Here is a 17,687-nt window from a genome sequence, read left to right as displayed (position 1 = left end):
CCGTCAGAACTGCGCCATGAGGTACGGGCGCCGGTGCGGGAAGATCCCGCGCAGCTCACCGGCCGCGTCGTCGGGTACGGTGCCCAGGCCGCGCAGCGCCAACTCGGCCGGGTCGAGGACTCCATAGACGAGGCCGGACAGCCCCGGAACGGTCAGGGTCGCCGCCGGGACCCGTGCCCCCGGCACGGTAGCGCCCACCCGGGACACGCCCAGCTCGCCGGAGGCACCGTCCAGCAGGTACTCGCCGGCGATCAGCGGATCGTCGACCACCGTGACCGTGACGCGGCCCGGGCCCACCGGCATCCCCGCCAGCGCCTCGATCGACAGCACCCGGGCCATCGGCGCGGCCGACATGGGGAACGCGACCCGCGACTCGCTGACGAAGGTCAGGTCGGTGAGCCACTGCTCGGGTGCCTCATCCGGGTCCACCGTGACCGACACCCGTGCCACCTGGTCGACGTGCCGGGCGAAGAACTGCAGCAGCAACGCCCTGCCCAGCGGGCCGGTGGTCAGCAGGTCGTCGCCGATCAGGTCGGCACCGTGATCGGAGATCCGGTACGTGAGGGCGCCGACCAGTTCGCCGTCCACCCGGGCGGTCACCAGCCACCGGTCGACCTTGTCGCGCAGCCGGGCCGCGTGGTGGTCGGGCAGCCGACCGAACCCGTGCCGCCGCGACAGCAGGTGGTCGACGAATCCGCGGTAGCCGTCGAACCCGTCCCTGATGTGTTCCCAGCCGATCTCGCCGGGCAGGTCGGCCCGCAGCAACGGAGCGAGGTCGGCCGGCGAGAAGCTGACCGTCGGGGGCTTGGGCAGACCGATATAGCCAAACCGTTGATAGAACGAGGACCTGAACGGGTACAGCGCGCTGATCGGGTGCCCGTCGTCGCGCAGCTCGCCCAGCAGCCGGGGCAGCAGTGCGCGGATGTGCCCCTGCCGGCGCGCCAACGGATGGGTGGACACCGAGGCGATGCCGGCCATCGGGTACACCCGGCCGCGTACGTTCTGCCGCATCGGTATGGCGGTGACCGTGGCGACCGTGCGGCCGGCCTCCTCGGCGATCAGGGTCACGTTTCCGGCGCCGTACGACACGTGGTCCCTGGCCTGCGTCGCCAGGGTCTCGGAAGGCACCGGGGAGGGAAAGAACGCGTACGCGCTCAGCGGGAGATTCGTCACCGGGCGCTCTTCCGCGGATACCCGCCTGATCTGCATGCCCCCATTCCACCGGCCGCGCCCGTCCGGATCAATGATTTTCGGGCGGTGGCCGACCGACAGAATGCCGCGCCCCACGCGAACGTGGGGCGCGGCGCTCGTCGCGTCAACTAGTTGACCGCGTCCTGAAGGTTGTTAGCGGGCGCGCCCGGGGCGAAGGCTCCGTCAGCGGAACCCTGCCCGTAGGTCGAACCCTGGCTGTCGGTCGAACCCTGGCCCGTCATCGGACCCTGGCTCGGTGCCGGCGCCTCGCTCGCGGTCGGCCCCTGGCCGGTCATCGGGCCCTGGCCGGTCATCGGGGCCTGGCTCGGTGCCGGCGCCTGGCTCGCGGTCGGCCCCTGGCCGGTCGTCGGCCCCTGGCCGGTCGTCGGCCCCTGGCCGGTCATCGGACCCTGCTGGTCGGATCCACCCTGGCCGTACTGGCTCCACGGACCCTGCTGGTCAGATCCACCCTGGCCCCACTGGCCATGCTGGTCGGATCCACCCTGGCCATACTGGTCGGACGGACCCTGGCTGTCGGACGGACCCTGCTCGTCGGACGGACCCTGGCTGTCAGACGGGCCCTGGCTGTCGGACCCACCCTGGCCATACTGGCCACCGTTGTCGCCGCCCGGCGCCGTGCCGTGCGACTCGTCCTCGGAGCACGGAGCGCTTCCGCCCCACGAGCCCTGGCCGTGGTCGTCGCCCTGCATCTCGGACGCACCCTTGCTGTGGTCAGCGTCGCTGCCGCCACCCTGCGGGTCCCACGAGCCCTGGCCGTGGTCGTCGCCCTGCATCTCGGACGCACCCTTGCTGTGGTCAGCGTCGCTGCCGCCACCCTGCGGGTCCCACGAGCCCTGGCCGTGGTCGTCGCCCTGCATCTCGGACGCACCCTTGCTGTGGTCAGCGTCCTGGCCCTTGTCATCCGACTTGCCCTTGTCGTCCGACGAACCCTTGTCCTCGGTCGCACCCTTGGTCTTGTCGTCGGACTTGCCCTTGTCGTCGGACTTGCCCTTGTCGTCAGACTTGCTCTTGTCGTCAGACTTGCTCTTGTCGTCAGACTTGCTCTTGTCGTCAGACTTGTTGTCCTTCGGGTCCGACGAACCCTTGTCCTCGGTCGCACCCTTGGTCTTGTCGTCGGACTTGCTCTTGTCGTCAGACTTGCCCTTGTCGTCGGACTTGTTGTCCTTCGGGTCCGACGAACCCTTGTCCTCGGTCGCACCCTTGGTCTTGTCGTCGGACTTGCTCTTGTCGTCAGACTTGTTGTCCTTCGGGTCCGACGAACCCTTGTCCTCGGTCGCACCCTTGCTCTTGTCGTCGGACTTGTTGTCCTTCGGGTCCGACGAACCCTTGTCCTGGGGCGCACCCTGGCTGTGGTCGTCGCCCTGCATCTCGGACGCACCCTTGCTGTGGTCAGCGTCGCTGCCGCCACCCTGCGGGTCCCACGAGCCCTGGCCCGGGTCCTCGCCCTGCATCTCGGACGCACCCTTGCTGTGGTCAGCGTCGCTGCCGCCACCCTGCGGGTCCCACGAGCCCTGGCCGTGGTCGGAATCCGCCGAGCCGCCGCCCCATGGGGCCGCCCCGTCCGGTGTCGTCGCGTCGCACGAGGGCGCTCCGCCCTGGGCCACCGCGTTCGTCTGCGCGCCGCCGACCGGGTCGCTACCCGCCGCGGCCGCCGCACCGGCCGCGCCGCCGATCGCCACTGCCGCGGAGACCGCGATCGCCAGCATCCGCCTACGTGTGTTGAACATGCTGCTCCTTCCGATGAGCCTTGTCGGGGGCCACGGTCCGTCCCGTCAGCGAAGGTCCACTTCGGACACACACCAGACGCGCACGCTGGGCAGGAGGGTGTTTGTAGCGATTCAAGCCACTAGTGTCGACTAGCCCCGTATGACAGGAGTGTCACAGACCGGAGGCGCGGGCATCGGGGTTTCTGAGAGATTTACGCGTTCTCGTCCTGACATGCCCCCCGTGTGGGTGATGCGGGGCGTCTCGGCCGTCCGGAGGCGTCTGGGTGCGACGGCGGAGTCTGGATCACCCCGCGTGGTTCCGGAGGCGGCGGCCAGGTTGAGCGGGATGGCGATGTTTGGGGGGACGCGACAGAGTCAGGACAGGGCAATGATGGATTGGGTGTTTTTTCGGGGACACGCCGCAGACCTCACCGGATGTGGTACGGATTCGTCAGCCCCGCGGCCACGAAGATGCCCGCGAGCAAGATCCAACCCGGTACTCCAACGCGATCACCAGCGCGGTCAGCAGGGGCGGCGCGGCCATATGGCCGCCCATTCTGCATCAAGTGTCATCGATGCGCCGAATTCGTCACTATGATTCGCCTGGCCTTTGAGCCGTTTCAAACACGCTTAACGATCTCACCGGATCGCCGTCCCTGAATTGCCTCGGCGGACGGGATCGCCGGCCGCCCGGACGCCCCCACCCGAGGGGTGGCGGCAATCGCAGGGTGGCAACGAGGGTCGCCGGGGTTTCCCGCTCTTGTGCAGTTGAGCACCGATGTGCGATCGTCCCTCCAATCGTCGTTAGTCGATAGATGGAGGACGACCGGCGGATCGGCGCGCGCCCGCTTGGTTACTCAACTGACATTGATTAACGTCATTTAACTAATTCCGGCGCGGGGGCCCGCAACAGCGGTGACCCGCGCCGTCTGGGAAAAGGGGCACCCTTGAAGTTCACACCACGCTTCGCTATGGCAGCGGGTGCGCTCGCGGTCGGGCTGGCTACCGTCGGCACCGCCGTAGCTGTCCAAGCCTCGCCGCCGTCACCCACCAGCACAGCGGCTGTCCAGGCCCAGGCCGCGAGCGCGGCCACCGCGTTCCTCTCCACGCGCCCGGCCGTCGTACACCCGAGCGCCGACGACGCCTTCATCCAGCACCCGGTGATCTCGTCGGGCACCATGCAGTACGTCCCCTACGACCGTACCTACAAGGGCCTTCCCGTCGTCGGCGGTGACTTCGTCGTGGTCACCAACGCGGCCGGCCAGGTCACCAACACCTCGGTCGCCCAGCAGCAGTCGATCGGCAGCCTGTCGGTGACGCCCACGATCACCCAGGCCGCCGCCCAGGCGGTGGCCCGCAAGCAGGTACCCACCGCCACCAGCGTCGAGGGCACCAAACTGGTGGTCGACGCGCTCGGCGCTCCCCGGCTGGCCTGGGAGACAATGGTGGACGGCACGAACGCGGACGGCCCGAGCCGGTTGAGCGTCGACGTGGACGCCGTCACCGGTGCGGTCCTGAACACCCAGGAGCACGTGCTCTACGGCTCCGGTACCGCCGCGTGGAACGGGCCCAACCCGGTGCACATCGACACCAGCGGCTCGGGTAGCAGCTTCTCGATGACCGACCCCAACATCCACAACCTCAGCTGCCAGGACTTCACCACCCACGCGACGCTGACCGGCACGGATGACAACTGGGGCACCGGCAACGCGACCAGCAAGGAGACCGGCTGCGTCGACGCGATGTTCACCGCCCAGACCGAGTACAAGATGCTGGCCAGCTGGCTGGGCCGCAACGGCATGGACGGTAGTGGCGGCGCCTGGCCGATCCGCATCGGCCTCAACGACGAGAACGCCTACTACGACGGCACCCAGGTCGCGGTCGGCCACAACACCGCCAACCAGTGGATCGGCGAACTCGACGTGGTCGGCCACGAGATGGGCCACGGCGTCGACGACCACACCCCGGGTGGCATTTCCGGCAACGGCACCCAGGAGTTCGTCGCGGACACGTTCGGCGCCGAGACCGAGTGGTACGCCAACGAGCCCTCCCCCTACGACACCCCGGACTTCCAGGTCGGCGAGAAGGTGAACCTGGTCGGCTCCGGCCCGATCCGGTACATGTACAACCCGTCGCTGGCCGGCGACGACAACTGCTACTCCAGCTCCACCCCGCGCGAGGAGGTGCACGCCGCGGCCGGACCGGGCAACCACTGGTTCTACCTGGTCGCCGAGGGCACCAACCCGAGCAACGGCCAGCCGACCAGCCCGACCTGCAACAGCACCTCGGTCACCGGCCTCGGCATCCAGACCGCCGCGAAGATCATGTACAACGCGATGCTGATGAAGACGACCGGCGCCTCGTACCTGCGCTACCGCGTCTGGACGCTGCAGGCGGCCAAGAACCTGACCCCGGGCAACTGCGCCGCGTTCAACACGGTCAAGGCCGCCTGGAACGCGGTGAGCGTACCGGCGCAGTCCGGCGAGGCGACCTGCACCGGCGGCGGTACCCCGCCGCCCACGTCCTCGTCGCCCACTCCCACCCCGACCGGTGGCGGCGGAAACTGCTCCGGCCAGCGGCTGACCAACCCGGGCTTCGAGTCGGGCACCTCCGGTTGGACCTCCAGCACCGGTGTCATCGGCCAGAACGCCTCCTCTGGCGAGCCGGCGCGCACGGGCACCTGGAACGCGTACCTGGATGGCTACGGCACCACCCACACCGACACCCTGACCCAGTCGTTCTCGATACCGGCAGGCTGCCACGCCACGCTGTCGTTCTGGACGCACATCGACACGTCCGAGACGACCACGACCACGGCATTCGACAAGCTGACCGTCCAGGCCGGCTCGTCGACGCTGGTGACGCTGTCGAACCTCAACCGGGTCACCGGCTACGCGCAGCGCAGCTACGACATCTCGTCGCTGGCCGGCACCACGGTGACGCTGAGGTTCACCGGCACCGAGGACTCCTCGTTGCAGACCTCGTTCGTCGTCGATGACACGGCGGTCAACCTGAGCTAGCACTCGGTAATCCCCGGAGGATGGTGGGGCCCGTGGCGCGCACGGGCCCCACCATCGCGCTGACCGCTGACTACTCCGGGTCGTACGCGAGGTTGGGGCGCAGCCAGCGCTCGATCTCGGCGACCGTCACGCCGCGCCGTGCGGCGTAGTCCTCCACCTGGTCCCGGCCGATGCGCCCGACCGTGAAGTACCGCGACGACGGGTTGGCGAAGATCAGTCCGCTCACGGCGGCGGCCGGGGTCATCGCGAACGACTCGGTGAGCCCGATGCCCACCTGCTCGGCGCCCAGCAGGTCGAACAGCACCCGCTTCTGGGTGTGGTCCGGGCTGGCCGGGTAGCCGAGGGCGGGGCGGATGCCCCGGAACCGCTCGGCGTGCAGGTCCTCGATGGCGGGCTCGGCGTCCGGCTCGAACCAATCGCGCCGCGCCTGAAGGTGGATGTACTCGGCGAACGCCTCGGCGAGGCGGTCCGCGAGAGCCTTGACCATGATGGCGCGGTAGTCGTCGTTGCGGGCCTCGAACTCGGCCGCGAGTTTCTCGGCGCCCTGAATGGCCACGGCGAACCCGCCGAGGTGGTCCCCGGCCGGGGCCAGGTAGTCGGCGAGGCAGCGGTTGGGCCGGCCCTCGGGCTTGACCGTCTGCTGGCGCAGCATCGGCAGGCTCGGCGACTGATCCGTGTCGATCAGGATGTCGTCGCCGTCGGAGTGCGCGGGCCAGAACCCGTACGCGCCGCGGGCATTCAGCAGCCCGTCGGCGATGATCCGGTCGAGCAGGGTGTTGGCGTCGTCGAACAGCTCGCGGGCCACCGGCTGGTCGAGGATCGCCGGGTACTTGCCCTTGAGCTCCCAGGCGAGGAACAGGAACTGCCAGTCGATCATCTCGCGGAGGGCGGTCAGGTCCGGCTCGACGATCCGCACCCCGGTGAAGGCGGGGACGGGCAGGTCCTCGAACGGGACGCGCTCCGGGTTCGCGCGGGCCTGCGCGATGCTGAGCATCGGGGTGCGCCGGGTCGCCGCGTGCTGTTCGCGCAGCCGCTCCTGATCGACGCGGTTCGCCTCGATCATCTCCTCGACGCGCTCCGGCGCGAGCAGGTCCGAGACCACGCCCACGACCCGCGAGGCGTCCAGCACGTGCACCACCGCGTTGTCGTACGCCGGGGCGATGCGCACCGCCGTGTGCTGGCGGGAGGTCGTCGCGCCGCCGATCAGCAGGGGCAGCTTCAGGCCGCGCCGCTGCATCTCGGTGGCGACCGCGACCATCTCGTCCAGCGACGGGGTGATCAGGCCGGAGAGCCCGATGGCGTCGGCATTCTCGGCCACCGCGGTGTCCAGGATGTTGGCGGCGGGGACCATCACGCCGAGGTCGATGACGTCGTAGTTGTTGCAGCCCAGCACGACGCCCACGATGTTCTTGCCGATGTCGTGCACGTCGCCCTTGACCGTCGCCATCACCACCTTGCCCTGGCCCCGGCTGACCTCGGCGCGCCCCTCGCGCAGCGCCTGCTCCTTCTCGGCCTCCATGAACGGCTCGAGGTAGGCGACCGAGCGCTTCATCACCCGGGCGCTCTTGACGACCTGCGGAAGGAACATCTTGCCGGAGCCGAACAGATCGCCGACGATCTTCATGCCGTCCATCAGCGGGCCCTCGATCACCTCGAGTGGGCGGGCCGCCTCCTGCCGGGCCTCTTCGGTGTCCTCCTCGATGAAGTCGACGATGCCGTGCACGAGCGCGTGCGCCAGCCGCTGCCGAACCGGCGCCTCGCGCCAGGACAGGTCGACGGTGCGCCGGGTACCGGTGCCGCTGACCGTCTGCGCGAACGTGACGAGCCGGTCGGTGGCGTCCGGACGCCGGTCGAACAGCACGTCCTCGACGAGTTCCAGCAGGTCGGCGGGGATGTCCTGGTACACGGCGAGCTGGCCGGCGTTGACGATGCCCATGTCCAGCCCGGCGCGCACGGCGTAGAACAGGAACGCCGAGTGCATCGCCTCGCGTACCACGTCGTTGCCGCGGAACGAGAACGACAGGTTGGAGATGCCGCCGCTGGTCCGGACGCCCGGGCAGCGCTGCTTGATCAGGGGCAGCGCGTCGATGAACGCCTTCGCGTACCCGTTGTGCTCGGCGATGCCGGTGGCGACGGCGAGCACGTTGGGGTCGAACACGATGTCCTCGGGGGCGAACCCGACCTTCTGCGTGAGCAGGTCGTAGGCGCGGCCGCAGATCTCCACCTTGCGCTCGGTGGTGTCGGCCTGCCCCTGCTCGTCGAAGGCCATCACGACGACCCCGGCGCCGTAGCCCCGGATGCGCCGGGCGTGCTCGAGGAACGGCTCCTCGCCCTCCTTGAGGCTGATCGAGTTGACCACGCCCTTGCCCTGTACGCACTTGAGCCCGGCCTCCAGCACGCTCCACCGCGAGCTGTCGATCATGATCGGGATGCGGGCGACCTCGGGCTCGGTCGAGATCAGGTTCAGGAACTTGGTCATCGCCCGCTCGCTGTCGAGCAGGTCGGCGTCCATGTTGACGTCGAGCAGGTTGGCTCCGCCGCGCACCTGCTCCAGCGCGACGTCCACCGCCGCCTGGTAGTCGTCGGACTCGATGAGCCGCCGGAAGCGCGCCGAGCCGGTCACGTTGGTGCGCTCGCCGATCATCACGAACCCGGTGTCGGGGCCGATCGCGAAGGGCTCCAGGCCGCTGAACCGGGTGGCGGCCGGCGGCGCCGGCACCGGGCGCGGGGCCTGGGCGGAGACGGCGGAGGCCAGCCGCGCGATGTGATCGGGCGTCGTGCCGCAGCACCCGCCGACGACGTTGACCATCCCGGACCCGGCGAACTCCGAGACCAGGCCGGAGAACTGCTCGGGCGTCTGGTCGTACCCGCCGAACGCGTTGGGCAGGCCGCCGTTGGGGTGACAGGCGGTGTACGTGCCGGCCAGCCGCGCCAGGTCGGCGACGTACGGGCGCATCTCCTCCGCGCCCAGGGAGCAGTTCACCCCGACGACCAGCGGGTGGGCGTGCTCGATCGAGCGCCAGAACGCCTCGACCGTCTGCCCCGACAGGGTGCGCCCGCTCAGGTCGACGATGGTCACCGAGATCCACAGCGGCAGCTGTGGCGCGACGTCGCGGGCGGCGGCGATCGCGGCCTTGGCGTTGAGCGTGTCGAAGATCGTCTCGATCAGCAGCAGGTCGACGCCGCCGTCGGCAAGCGCCTGGATCTGCTCGGCGTACGCGGCGTAGACCTGGTCGAAGGTGACCGCCCGGTAGGCCGGGTCCTCGACCCGGGGCGACAGCGACAGGGTCACGTTCAACGGACCGATCGAACCGGCGACGAAGCGGCCGCCGAACTCGTCGGCGGCCTGGCGCGCCAGCTGGGCGCCGCGCAGGTTCATCTCCCTGACCAGCGGCTCCAGGTGGTAGTCCGCCTGGCCGATGCTGGTGGCGGTGAACGTGTTGGTGGTGGTGATGTCCGCGCCGGCCGCAAGATACTTACGGTGTACGTCGAGAATGATGTCGGGGCGCGTCAGGTTGAGCAGATCGGGATCGCCGGCCACGTCGTACGGGTGGTCGGCCAGCCGATCATTGCGGTAGTCGGCCGGGGTGAGCCCGGCGCCCTGCAGCATCGTGCCCCAGGCACCGTCGAGCACTGCTATCCGCTGATCCAGCAGCCGCCTGAGGGCCTGCGTTGCGTCACGATCCACCGATGTCGGCAACTGAACCACCTCCGATGTGTCGGAGGCGCCCTTGCCGGAACACTCAGGCCGAGCGTGGCGGACCCGAGTCCGTTGCAGCGCCTCTCGGCCTGGGCCAAGAATACCAGAGCCGATGCGGCATTCCGGGCCATGCGACCCCTAACCGGCGGCGCCCTCGATAGGGGGCGGCGGGCTGTGAACGCCCTCACTCGCCGGGCGGGCCGCCTCGTCGGAGCGGCCGGACAGCTCGAGCAGGTGAGCCCGGGTCGCGAACAGCCGGTGATGGCGCGCCATCCGGCCGTCCGCCGCCAGCGGGGCGATCAGCTCCAGGGCCGGCGCCGGCCCGTGCACCATGGCGAGCGCCACCGCCCGGTTGAGGGTCACCATCGGGTTGGGCGACACCCGCTCCAGCAGGCCGTACAGCGCCAGGACCTGCGGCCAGTCCGTGTCGTCCAGGTGCCTGGCCTCGTCGTGTACGGCGGCGATCGCCGCCTGCAGCTGGTACGGGCCCACCGGCCCGGCGGGCAGCGCCTCGGTGATCAGCGCTACCCCCTCGGCGACGCGGTGCCCGTCCCAGGCGCCGCGGTCCTGCTCGGCCAGCGGCACCAGGCTGCCGTCCTGGCGTCCTCGCACGCGTCGAACCGCCCGTACCGGCGCACGGGCGCGCCGAGTACCCGCGGCGCCAGCTCGCGCAGCAGGTCCTCGACGCGCCGATCCTGATCCACGTGCCGATCCTGTTCCAGGTGCCGCCCTACGCGGACTCGTGCAGGATCGGCCACAGCTCGACCGGCTCCGCGTCGGCCCAGGGCATGTCCGCCGCGATCCGCAGGGCACGCTGTTCGCTCTCGCAGTCGACCAGGTAGAAGCTCGCGAGATACTCCTTGGTCTCCAGGTACGGCCCGTCGGTGACGACCGGCATCCCGTCGGCCCGCCGGACGAGCCGGGTGTTGACCGCGTCGGCCAGCCCGTAGGCCCCGAGCAACTCCCCCGTCTCGCGGTACCTGGCGTTGAACGCCTCCTGCTTCGCGATCGCCTCCGGCCACTCCTCGGCCGGCAGCGAGGCCCACTTCTCCTGGTTGCCGTAGGTCAACAGCAGGTACTTCATCTCGGGCTCCTCAGGATCCGCGCGCCCGGTGGCGCGCCCACACCCCTTGGTCGGAGTGGGCGCCCCGCCCTCGACATCCGCGTACCGCGATCCCGGCGCCGGTTACGGCCGACCCGGCGAGGCCGCCTGGTCGGGCTGGGCCGCCTGGTCGGGCTGATCGGGCTGGGCGGCCGGGGCTGGCTGCGCGGCGCCGTCCCGGGCGAGCCGGTACTCCCGCCACCGCCGCTGCATCCTGGGCATCTCCTGGCGCAGGAACTCGAAGAAGTCCAGCGTCTCGGCCAGCCGGTCGCCGGCCAGCGTGTCGGCTCCCACCGCCGCGATCCCCTCCTCGAGGGTGCGCTTCCAGCGGAGGAGCATCTGATCACGGCTGATCACGAGCTCGTACCAGACGTCCTTCTCGACCCGGTAGACGTCGCGGCGTCGGGCCGGGTCGCGCTCCCGGGTGATCAGGTGGACCTGGAGCAGGTAACGCACCGCGCCGGAGATAGCGGCCGGGCTCACCCGGAGCAGGTCGGCGAGTTCGGCGGCGCTCAGCCGGCCGGAGTCGGTGGCGAGCAGGCCACAGAAGACCCGGGACGGCATCCGGGCCATGCCGGCGTCGATGAGGGCCGACGCGAACCGCTCGATGAAGCCCAGGACCGCCTCGGGGTCGCGCTCGACCCCGCCACCACCCGTACCGCCCGGCCCGGCGCCGCCGGGCGCGGCGCGCCACGGATCCGTGCCGCTCGGGGTCCCATTCGGGCCGGCCGCGCCGTCGCGCGCCGGGTCGGGCAGGGCGGTCATGGACACACCATCTCCTTCGGATCTTCCCTCGGCATCTTGACAGACTCTATATGTTTCAGAATCTTCACGGATTTGTGAATCAAGTGTAGCTTCGCGAATATGACTACCGCGATTGACGTATCGGGGCTGGTCAAGTCGTTCGGTCGCACCCGCGCCCTGGACGGCCTTGACCTGTGCGTGCAAACCGGTGAGGTGCATGGCTTCCTGGGGCCCAACGGGGCCGGGAAGTCGACCACCATCCGCGTACTGCTGGGCCTGCTGCGCAAGGATGCCGGCTCGGTTCGGCTGCTCGGCGGCGATCCGTGGCGAGACGCCACCACCCTGCACCGCCGGCTGGCCTACGTGCCCGGCGATGTCATGCTGTGGCCCAATCTCTCCGGCGGGGAGGTCATCGACCTGCTCGGCCGGCTGCGCGGCGGCCTGGACCCCGGCCGCCGGGCGCAGCTGCTGGAGCGCTTCGACCTCGACCCGACGAAGAAGGGCCGCGCCTACTCCAAGGGCAACCGCCAGAAGGTGGCCCTCGTCGCCGCGCTCGCCTCCGACGCGGAGCTGCTGGTCCTCGACGAGCCGACCTCGGGGCTGGACCCGCTGATGGAGGCGGTCTTCCGCGACTGCGTCGCCGAGGAGCGGCGGGCCGGGCGCACCGTGCTGCTGTCCAGCCACATCCTGGCCGAGGTGGAGGCGTTGTGCGACCGGGTCAGCATCGTGCGCAACGGCCGCACGGTGGAGACCGGCACGCTCACCGAGCTGCGCCACCTCACCCGCACGTCGATCTCGGCCGAGCTCGCCGCCGTGCCGGCCGGCCTGGCCGGGCTGCCCGGGGTGCACGACCTGGACGTTCAGGGCGACCGGGTACGCCTCGAGGTGGACAACGCGCACCTGTCCGAGGTGCTGGTGGAGCTCACCCGGTCGGGGGTGCGCGGCCTGGTCAGCCAGCCGCCCACCCTGGAGGAGCTGTTCCTGCGGCACTACGAGCGGGACGGCGCCGCCACGGCGCCCGCCGGCCTGACCCCGACCCAGTCCCCACGCCCCGGCACCCAACCGCCGGACGCCCAGTCGCCGGTGAACCGGTCTTCGGCGGGCCGGCGATGAGCGCGCTGGCCGGCACCGGCACGCTGACCCGGCTGGCGCTGCGCCGCGACCGGCTGATGATCCCGGCCTGGGTGGCGGTGCTCGCCGTCGTCATGGTCGGCTCGGCGTCCAGCGCCGTGTCGCTCTACCCCGACGCCGAATCTCTGCGCAAGCTCGCCGCCGGGCTGGCCGGGGACTCGTCCGTGCTGGCCATCTACGGGCCGGCCACCGCGCTGGACACCATCGGCGGCATCACCATGTGGAAGCCCGGCGGCCTGGTGTTCGTCCTCGTCGGGCTGATGAGCCTGCTCATCGTGGTCCGCCACAGCCGGGCCGAGGAGGAGAGCGGCCGGCTGGAACTGGTCGGCGCGGGGGCGGTCGGGCGGTACGCGCCGCTGACCGCCGCGCTGCTCACCGCGCTCGTGGCCGACCTGGTGCTGGGCGCGCTGATCGCGCTGGGCATGATCGCCATCGGTACCCCGGCCACCGGTTCGATCTCGGCGGGGCTGTGCTTCTCCGCGTGCGGCCTGGTGTTCGCCGGGATCGCCGCGCTGACCGCGCAGCTGAGCGAGGGCGCCCGGGCCGCGAACGGCCTGGCCGGCGCCGCGCTCGGGGCGTCGTACCTGCTCCGGGCGGCCGGCGACTCGGCGGGCGCGAACGGTCCGTCGTGGCTGTCCTGGCTCTCCCCGATCGGCTGGTGCCAGCAGGTCCGCTCGTACGCCGACGAACGCTGGTGGGTGCTCGCCCTGCCGGTGGCCTTCGCACTGCTGGTACTCGGGGTCGGGTACGCGCTGGCCGCCCGGCGGAACCTCGGCGCCGGCATGTTCGCCGCGGGTACCGGCCCGGCCACGGCTTCGGCCCGGCTGCGCACCCCCATCGCGCTGGCCTGGCGGCTGCAGCGGGGCGCACTGCTCGCCTGGACGGTCGTATTCGCCGTGGTGGGCGTGGTGGTCGGGTCGATCGCCAACGGCATCAACGGCCTGCTGAGCGACAATGCCGACATCACGGACGTGCTGTCCCGGCTGGGCGGCAAGGGCGACGCGATCAACGCCTACCTGTCCGTCGTGCTCGGCGTGCTGGGGCTGGTCGCCGCGGTGTACGCGGTGCAGGCCACGCTGCGGCTGCGCGCCGAGGAGACCGGGCTGCGCGCGGAGCCCCTGCTGGCCACCCGGGTGAGCCGGATCGCCTGGGCCACGAGCCACGCCACGTTCGCCGTGGTCGGCAGCGCGTTCCTGCTCGCCGTCGCCGGGCTGCTCGCCGGCCTCACCTACGGCGCCGAGGTCGGCGACGTGGGCGGGCAGCTGCCGCGCCTGCTCGGCGCCACCCTCGTCCAGGTGCCCGCGGTGTGGGTACTGGCCGGGATCTCGCTGGCCATGTTCGGTCTGGTGCCCAGGCTGGCGGCCGGGGCGTGGGCGGCCTTCGGGCTGTGCGTGCTGCTCGGCGAGTTCGGGCCGCTGCTGCGGCTGAGTCACTGGGCGGTGGACGTCTCGCCGTTCACCCACCTCCCGAGGTCACTTGGCGTCGCGCCGGCGGCCGGGCCGCTCATCTGGCTGCTGGTGATCGCCGCGCTGCCCGGCGTCGACGGGCTGGCCGGCCTGCGCCGCCGCGACATCGGCTAGTCCGCCGCCGGCCCGGCCCCGAACGGAAGGCCGGGCCGGCGGCATCGGGCCCAGATCGGGCGCGGCCACGGGCGGTCAGTCGCGGCCGGTCAGTCGCGGCCGGTCAGTCGCGGCCGGTCAGTCGCGGCCGGTCAGTCGCGGCCCTGCCAGGTCGTGACGCACACCTCGTTGCCCTCCGCGTCGGCGAGCACCCAGAAGGCCGGCGCTTCGAGGTCGGACACCAGCACACCGCCCGCGTCGAGGGCGGCCCGGATCCGGTGTCGCGCCTCGTCCTGCGGCACCGAGATGTCGAAGTGGATCCGGTTGCGCTGCGGGCGCGGCGCGTCCATCTGCTGGAACCAGACGGCCGGGCTCTGCCGGCGGGCGTCGATCAGCGCATCCGTCGGCCCGGACGCTCCCGCCTCATCCACATGGCCCAGCACCGCCTTCCAGAAGGGGCGGATCGACGCGATATCCAACGCGTCGATCGCGATCTCGAGGACCTGGATCGAGCGCGGGGCGTCCGTGCCGACGTCGGGGCTGGTGCCCAGCCCGCGGGCGGCGAGCGCGGCGTTGACGGCGGCGGCGAGCCGGACGTCCACCGGCGTCACCCCCGCGAGGGCCAGCGTCTGCAGGTGGAGCAGCGCCCGGTCGGCGCGCACGTCCACCCACAGGTGGCCGTCGGCGTCGTCGCCGCACGCGGCACCCGCGATCGCGGCGACCTCGGCCGCCTGCGTCACCGAACGCACGGGCACGCCGGTGCACGCGATGCCCAGGATGTAGCGCCAGCCCAGCGGGTCGAGCGCGGCGGCGGCCTCGGGCCGACGCAGCACGGTCGTTGTCGCGTCGTCAGTCATGGGGGCATCATCACACCCGCCCCCGACAAGTTTGGGCGCCGCGACCCGCCGCCCAGCCTCGACCCGGCGCCACTCAACCGTTGCCGCGGATCGCGGGCAGCACCAGCTCGGTATCGACGCCGTAGTGGTCGGACAGGTACCCCGGCCGGCCGTCGGCCAGCATCACCGCGTCGCGGAAGACAATGCGGGACCGGGCGGTCAACTCACGATCCGGGGCGGGCCGGACGAGCACATGATCGAACGCCGGTGGCGCGGGCAGCTCCGGGGTGGGCCGGTACGTCGGTTCGGCGCTGCCGGCCAGGGCATCGCGCAGCCGCGCGGCGGCCCGGAACCGCGCCAGTACGGGCGAGTCGCGCGGCAGGTTGAAGTCGCCGGCGACCACCACGGGCAGCGCCGGGTCGATCCCCGACATCAGGGCGCCGAGCCGATCCAGTTCGTCGGCCGCGACCCGGCTGTACCGGTTGCCCGCCGACCAGTCGTGGTCGCGGTTGGCGGACAGGTGGGTGTTCACCACGGCGAGGTCGCCGCCCGGCACCGCCACCCGGGCCAGTTGGGCGCCCTTGCGCATGAGCAGCTCCGGGCGCAGCGGCCGGGATACCGGGTACCGGCCGAACCGGCACCGCACGATCGGCCAGCGCGACAGGATGACCAGTCCGCCGCCCAGCGCCACTGCTCCGGTGCTGGCGTGGTGCGGGTACGACCGGGCAAGGCGCCACAGCAGGCGGGCGTGGTGGCGGTACATCACCTCCTGCAGGCAGACGACGTCGTACCCGGCGCGGTCGAGGATCCCGCCCAGCGCTCGCAGCCGCGCCCGGACGTCGCCCCGAAACAACGCGTTGAGGGTCAGCAACCGGAGGGTCGTCGGGTCTGCCGTCACGCCACCCATTGCATCATCCGACCCGTGGGTCCACCGGGGGCCGGGCCGGCGTTACCGTCTGTCCATGGACGTGGCGCGCGACGGTGAACGGGTGGCGGCCTCGCTGACCGACTGGCTGGCGGCGCTGACCTTCGCCGAGCGCGGCCCGGACGAGGTGACCGCGCTGGTGGTGAACTCCATCGTGGAGTGGGCCACCGGCCAGGGCTGGCGGGTGTACCGGAGGGCGCCGAGCGTCCTGCCGCTCCCGCCGCCGTACCAGCACCGGCACTCGTACCTGGACGTGGCGTGCGCCCGACCGGGCGGGGCGCCTATCGCGATCGAGGTGGACCACACCGACCGCCGGCGCACGGTCGACAAGCTGCTCGCCGAGGCCGCCGAGGGGCGGATAGCCATCTGGGTGCGGTGGGGCAGCCGCGGGTTCGCGCCGCCGCCGCCCCCGGTGCTGATGGTGACCTGCCCGGTGACCTCCGTACCCGGCCGGGCCTACTCCCGGCTGCCCGCCACCTCGCGCCCGGCGCCGGATCACACCGCCGTCGACCTGGGGTTCGCCGAGCAGCCGGACCTGTTCGCCTGACCCGGATCGGGTCGCGACCCGTGCCCCGAATCGGGTGCCAGGACGGGCGCTCGCCCGCCTGGCACCCGAGGCTGGCGGATCACGCCAGGCCGCCGGATCACGCCAGGCCGCCGGATCACGCCAGGTTCGCGGATCAGGCCCGGTTGGCGGCGGGGATCCGGACCGGGGCGAACGCCGCCTGGATCCAGTTCGGGTAGGCGACCGGCGGCCGGCTGGCCTCGTCGAGTTCGGCGAGGTCCTGCGCGGTGAGGGTCAGGTCGCTGGCGGCGATGTTGTCCGCGAGCTGGTCCAGCTTGCGGGCGCCGACGATGACGCTGCTGATGGCGCGCTGGGCGAGCAGCCAGGCGATCGCGACCCGGGCGGGACTCGCCTCGTGCCGCGCGGCGACCGTCCGCAGCACGTCGACCACCTGGTACCCCTTCTCCTCGTCGAACTGCACGAAGTCGACGCCGCTGCGGGCCCGGCGGGAGTCCTGCTCGGTGGTGACTCCGCCGCGGTCGAACTTGCCCGAGAGGAACCCGCCGGCCAGCGGGCTCCACACCGTCAGGCTCAGCCCCGCGTCGTCGGCCATGGGGATGAGGTCACGTTCGGCGTCGCGCGACACCAGCGAGTAGTGCACCTGGTTGGTGACGAACTTCGCCTGGTTGTGCAGCGCGGAGATGCCCAGCGCCTTGCTGATCTGCCAGGCGGAGAGGTTGGAAGCGCCGATGTAGCGGACCTTGCCCTGCCGTACCGCGTCGTCGAGCGCGCCGAGGGTCTCCTCGATCGGCGTCACGTGGTCGTAGTTGTGGATCTGGTAGAGGTCGATGTAATCGGTCCGCAGCCGGCGCAGGCTGTCCTCCAGCGCCCGCATGATGTGCAGCCGGGAAAGTCCCTGGTCGTTGGGCCCTGGCCCGACCGGAGCCATCAGCTTGGTGCCGAGCACCACGTCTCGCCGGCGCTGCCCGATCGCCCGGCCGAGCAACTCCTCGGACTCGCCGTCTGAGTAGACGTCGGCGGTGTCGATGAAGTTGATCCCGCCGTCGAGTGCCGTGCCGACGACGCGGTCCACCTGCTCCTGATCGAGCGCGCCCAGCGTGCTGTACACCGGGTGAGCCTTGCCACCGAACGTCATGGTGCCCAAGGAGATCTCGGAGACCCACACCCCCGTGCGACCCAGCTGTCGGTATTTCACTTATTGCTCCCCTTTTGCCCGCATCTATCCG

Annotated in this window: 13 protein-coding genes and 1 riboswitch; of the genes, 4 read left to right on the top strand and 9 right to left on the bottom strand. The window is 71.3% G+C overall.

The window, feature by feature from the left end; genetic code table 11:
- Nucleotides 1-3: 3 nt before the first annotated feature.
- Together ABEA87_RS31785 and ABEA87_RS31780 are read right to left on the bottom strand one after the other, a co-directional pair.
- The gene (locus ABEA87_RS31785; RefSeq protein WP_345635907.1) at nucleotides 4-1,173 is read right to left on the bottom strand and encodes a GNAT family N-acetyltransferase; all 1,170 of its coding nucleotides are present in this window, start codon (nucleotides 1,171-1,173) and stop codon (nucleotides 4-6) included.
- 146 nt (nucleotides 1,174-1,319) lie between these two features.
- Nucleotides 1,320-2,939 (bottom strand): hypothetical protein, encoded by a 1,620-nt coding sequence (locus ABEA87_RS31780; protein WP_345635905.1) that lies wholly within the window; start codon nucleotides 2,937-2,939, stop codon nucleotides 1,320-1,322.
- 950 nt (nucleotides 2,940-3,889) lie between these two features.
- Between ABEA87_RS31780 and ABEA87_RS31775 the strand changes: the two genes are divergently transcribed.
- Complete coding sequence (locus ABEA87_RS31775; RefSeq protein ID WP_425570994.1) at nucleotides 3,890-5,938, top strand: M4 family metallopeptidase; 2,049 nt, start codon at nucleotides 3,890-3,892, stop codon at nucleotides 5,936-5,938.
- Between the two features lie 70 nt (nucleotides 5,939-6,008).
- On the opposite strand, the gene metH is transcribed toward ABEA87_RS31775, so the two are convergent.
- The 4 genes from metH to ABEA87_RS31755 all read right to left on the bottom strand — a co-directional run bounded on the left by metH (nucleotide 6,009) and on the right by ABEA87_RS31755 (nucleotide 11,511).
- Nucleotides 6,009-9,626: a methionine synthase gene (gene metH, locus ABEA87_RS31770; RefSeq protein WP_345635901.1), complete on the bottom strand. Its 3,618-nt coding sequence runs from the start codon at nucleotides 9,624-9,626 to the stop codon at nucleotides 6,009-6,011.
- Nucleotides 9,627-9,653: 27 nt separating this feature from the next.
- A riboswitch (S-adenosyl-L-homocysteine riboswitch) is annotated at nucleotides 9,654-9,730 on the bottom strand.
- A gap of 46 nt (nucleotides 9,731-9,776) precedes the next feature.
- The gene (locus ABEA87_RS31765; RefSeq protein ID WP_345635899.1) at nucleotides 9,777-10,250 is read right to left on the bottom strand and encodes an RNA polymerase sigma factor; all 474 of its coding nucleotides are present in this window, start codon (nucleotides 10,248-10,250) and stop codon (nucleotides 9,777-9,779) included.
- 118 nt (nucleotides 10,251-10,368) lie between these two features.
- The gene (locus ABEA87_RS31760) at nucleotides 10,369-10,722 is read right to left on the bottom strand and encodes a YciI family protein (RefSeq protein WP_345635897.1); all 354 of its coding nucleotides are present in this window, start codon (nucleotides 10,720-10,722) and stop codon (nucleotides 10,369-10,371) included.
- Nucleotides 10,723-10,824: 102 nt separating this feature from the next.
- Entirely contained in the window at nucleotides 10,825-11,511 is a 687-nt protein-coding gene (locus tag ABEA87_RS31755) for a GbsR/MarR family transcriptional regulator (RefSeq protein WP_345635895.1), read from the bottom strand.
- A 93-nt stretch (nucleotides 11,512-11,604) separates the two neighbouring features.
- Here ABEA87_RS31755 and ABEA87_RS31750 point away from each other — a divergent pair, with 93 nt between their 5' ends.
- Nucleotides 11,605-12,597, top strand: a complete 993-nt coding sequence (locus ABEA87_RS31750; protein WP_345635894.1) for an ABC transporter ATP-binding protein — start codon at nucleotides 11,605-11,607, stop codon at nucleotides 12,595-12,597.
- On the top strand, nucleotides 12,594-14,195 hold the full coding sequence (locus ABEA87_RS31745; RefSeq protein WP_345635893.1) for an ABC transporter permease: 1,602 nt from the start codon (nucleotides 12,594-12,596) through the stop codon (nucleotides 14,193-14,195). Before ABEA87_RS31750 ends, ABEA87_RS31745 begins: the two co-directional genes overlap by 4 nt.
- A gap of 131 nt (nucleotides 14,196-14,326) precedes the next feature.
- Here the strand turns inward: ABEA87_RS31745 and ABEA87_RS31740 are convergent, their stop codons facing one another.
- On the bottom strand, nucleotides 14,327-15,031 hold the full coding sequence (locus ABEA87_RS31740) for a VOC family protein (protein ID WP_345635891.1): 705 nt from the start codon (nucleotides 15,029-15,031) through the stop codon (nucleotides 14,327-14,329).
- A gap of 73 nt (nucleotides 15,032-15,104) precedes the next feature.
- The gene (locus ABEA87_RS31735) at nucleotides 15,105-15,908 is read right to left on the bottom strand and encodes an endonuclease/exonuclease/phosphatase family protein (RefSeq protein WP_345635890.1); all 804 of its coding nucleotides are present in this window, start codon (nucleotides 15,906-15,908) and stop codon (nucleotides 15,105-15,107) included.
- A gap of 64 nt (nucleotides 15,909-15,972) precedes the next feature.
- Here ABEA87_RS31735 and ABEA87_RS31730 point away from each other — a divergent pair, with 64 nt between their 5' ends.
- On the top strand, nucleotides 15,973-16,482 hold the full coding sequence (locus tag ABEA87_RS31730) for a hypothetical protein (RefSeq protein ID WP_345635888.1): 510 nt from the start codon (nucleotides 15,973-15,975) through the stop codon (nucleotides 16,480-16,482).
- Between the two features lie 133 nt (nucleotides 16,483-16,615).
- Here the strand turns inward: ABEA87_RS31730 and ABEA87_RS31725 are convergent, their stop codons facing one another.
- Nucleotides 16,616-17,656, bottom strand: a complete 1,041-nt coding sequence (locus ABEA87_RS31725; RefSeq protein ID WP_345635886.1) for an aldo/keto reductase — start codon at nucleotides 17,654-17,656, stop codon at nucleotides 16,616-16,618.
- Nucleotides 17,657-17,687: the final 31 nt, after the last annotated feature.

Origin of the sequence: Rugosimonospora acidiphila, from assembly GCF_039543385.1 — a bacterium.
Lineage (GTDB): Bacteria > Actinomycetota > Actinomycetes > Mycobacteriales > Micromonosporaceae > Rugosimonospora > Rugosimonospora acidiphila.
Note: the sequence above shows the minus strand (reverse complement) of the source record. Positions and strands in the feature narration are given on the sequence as shown.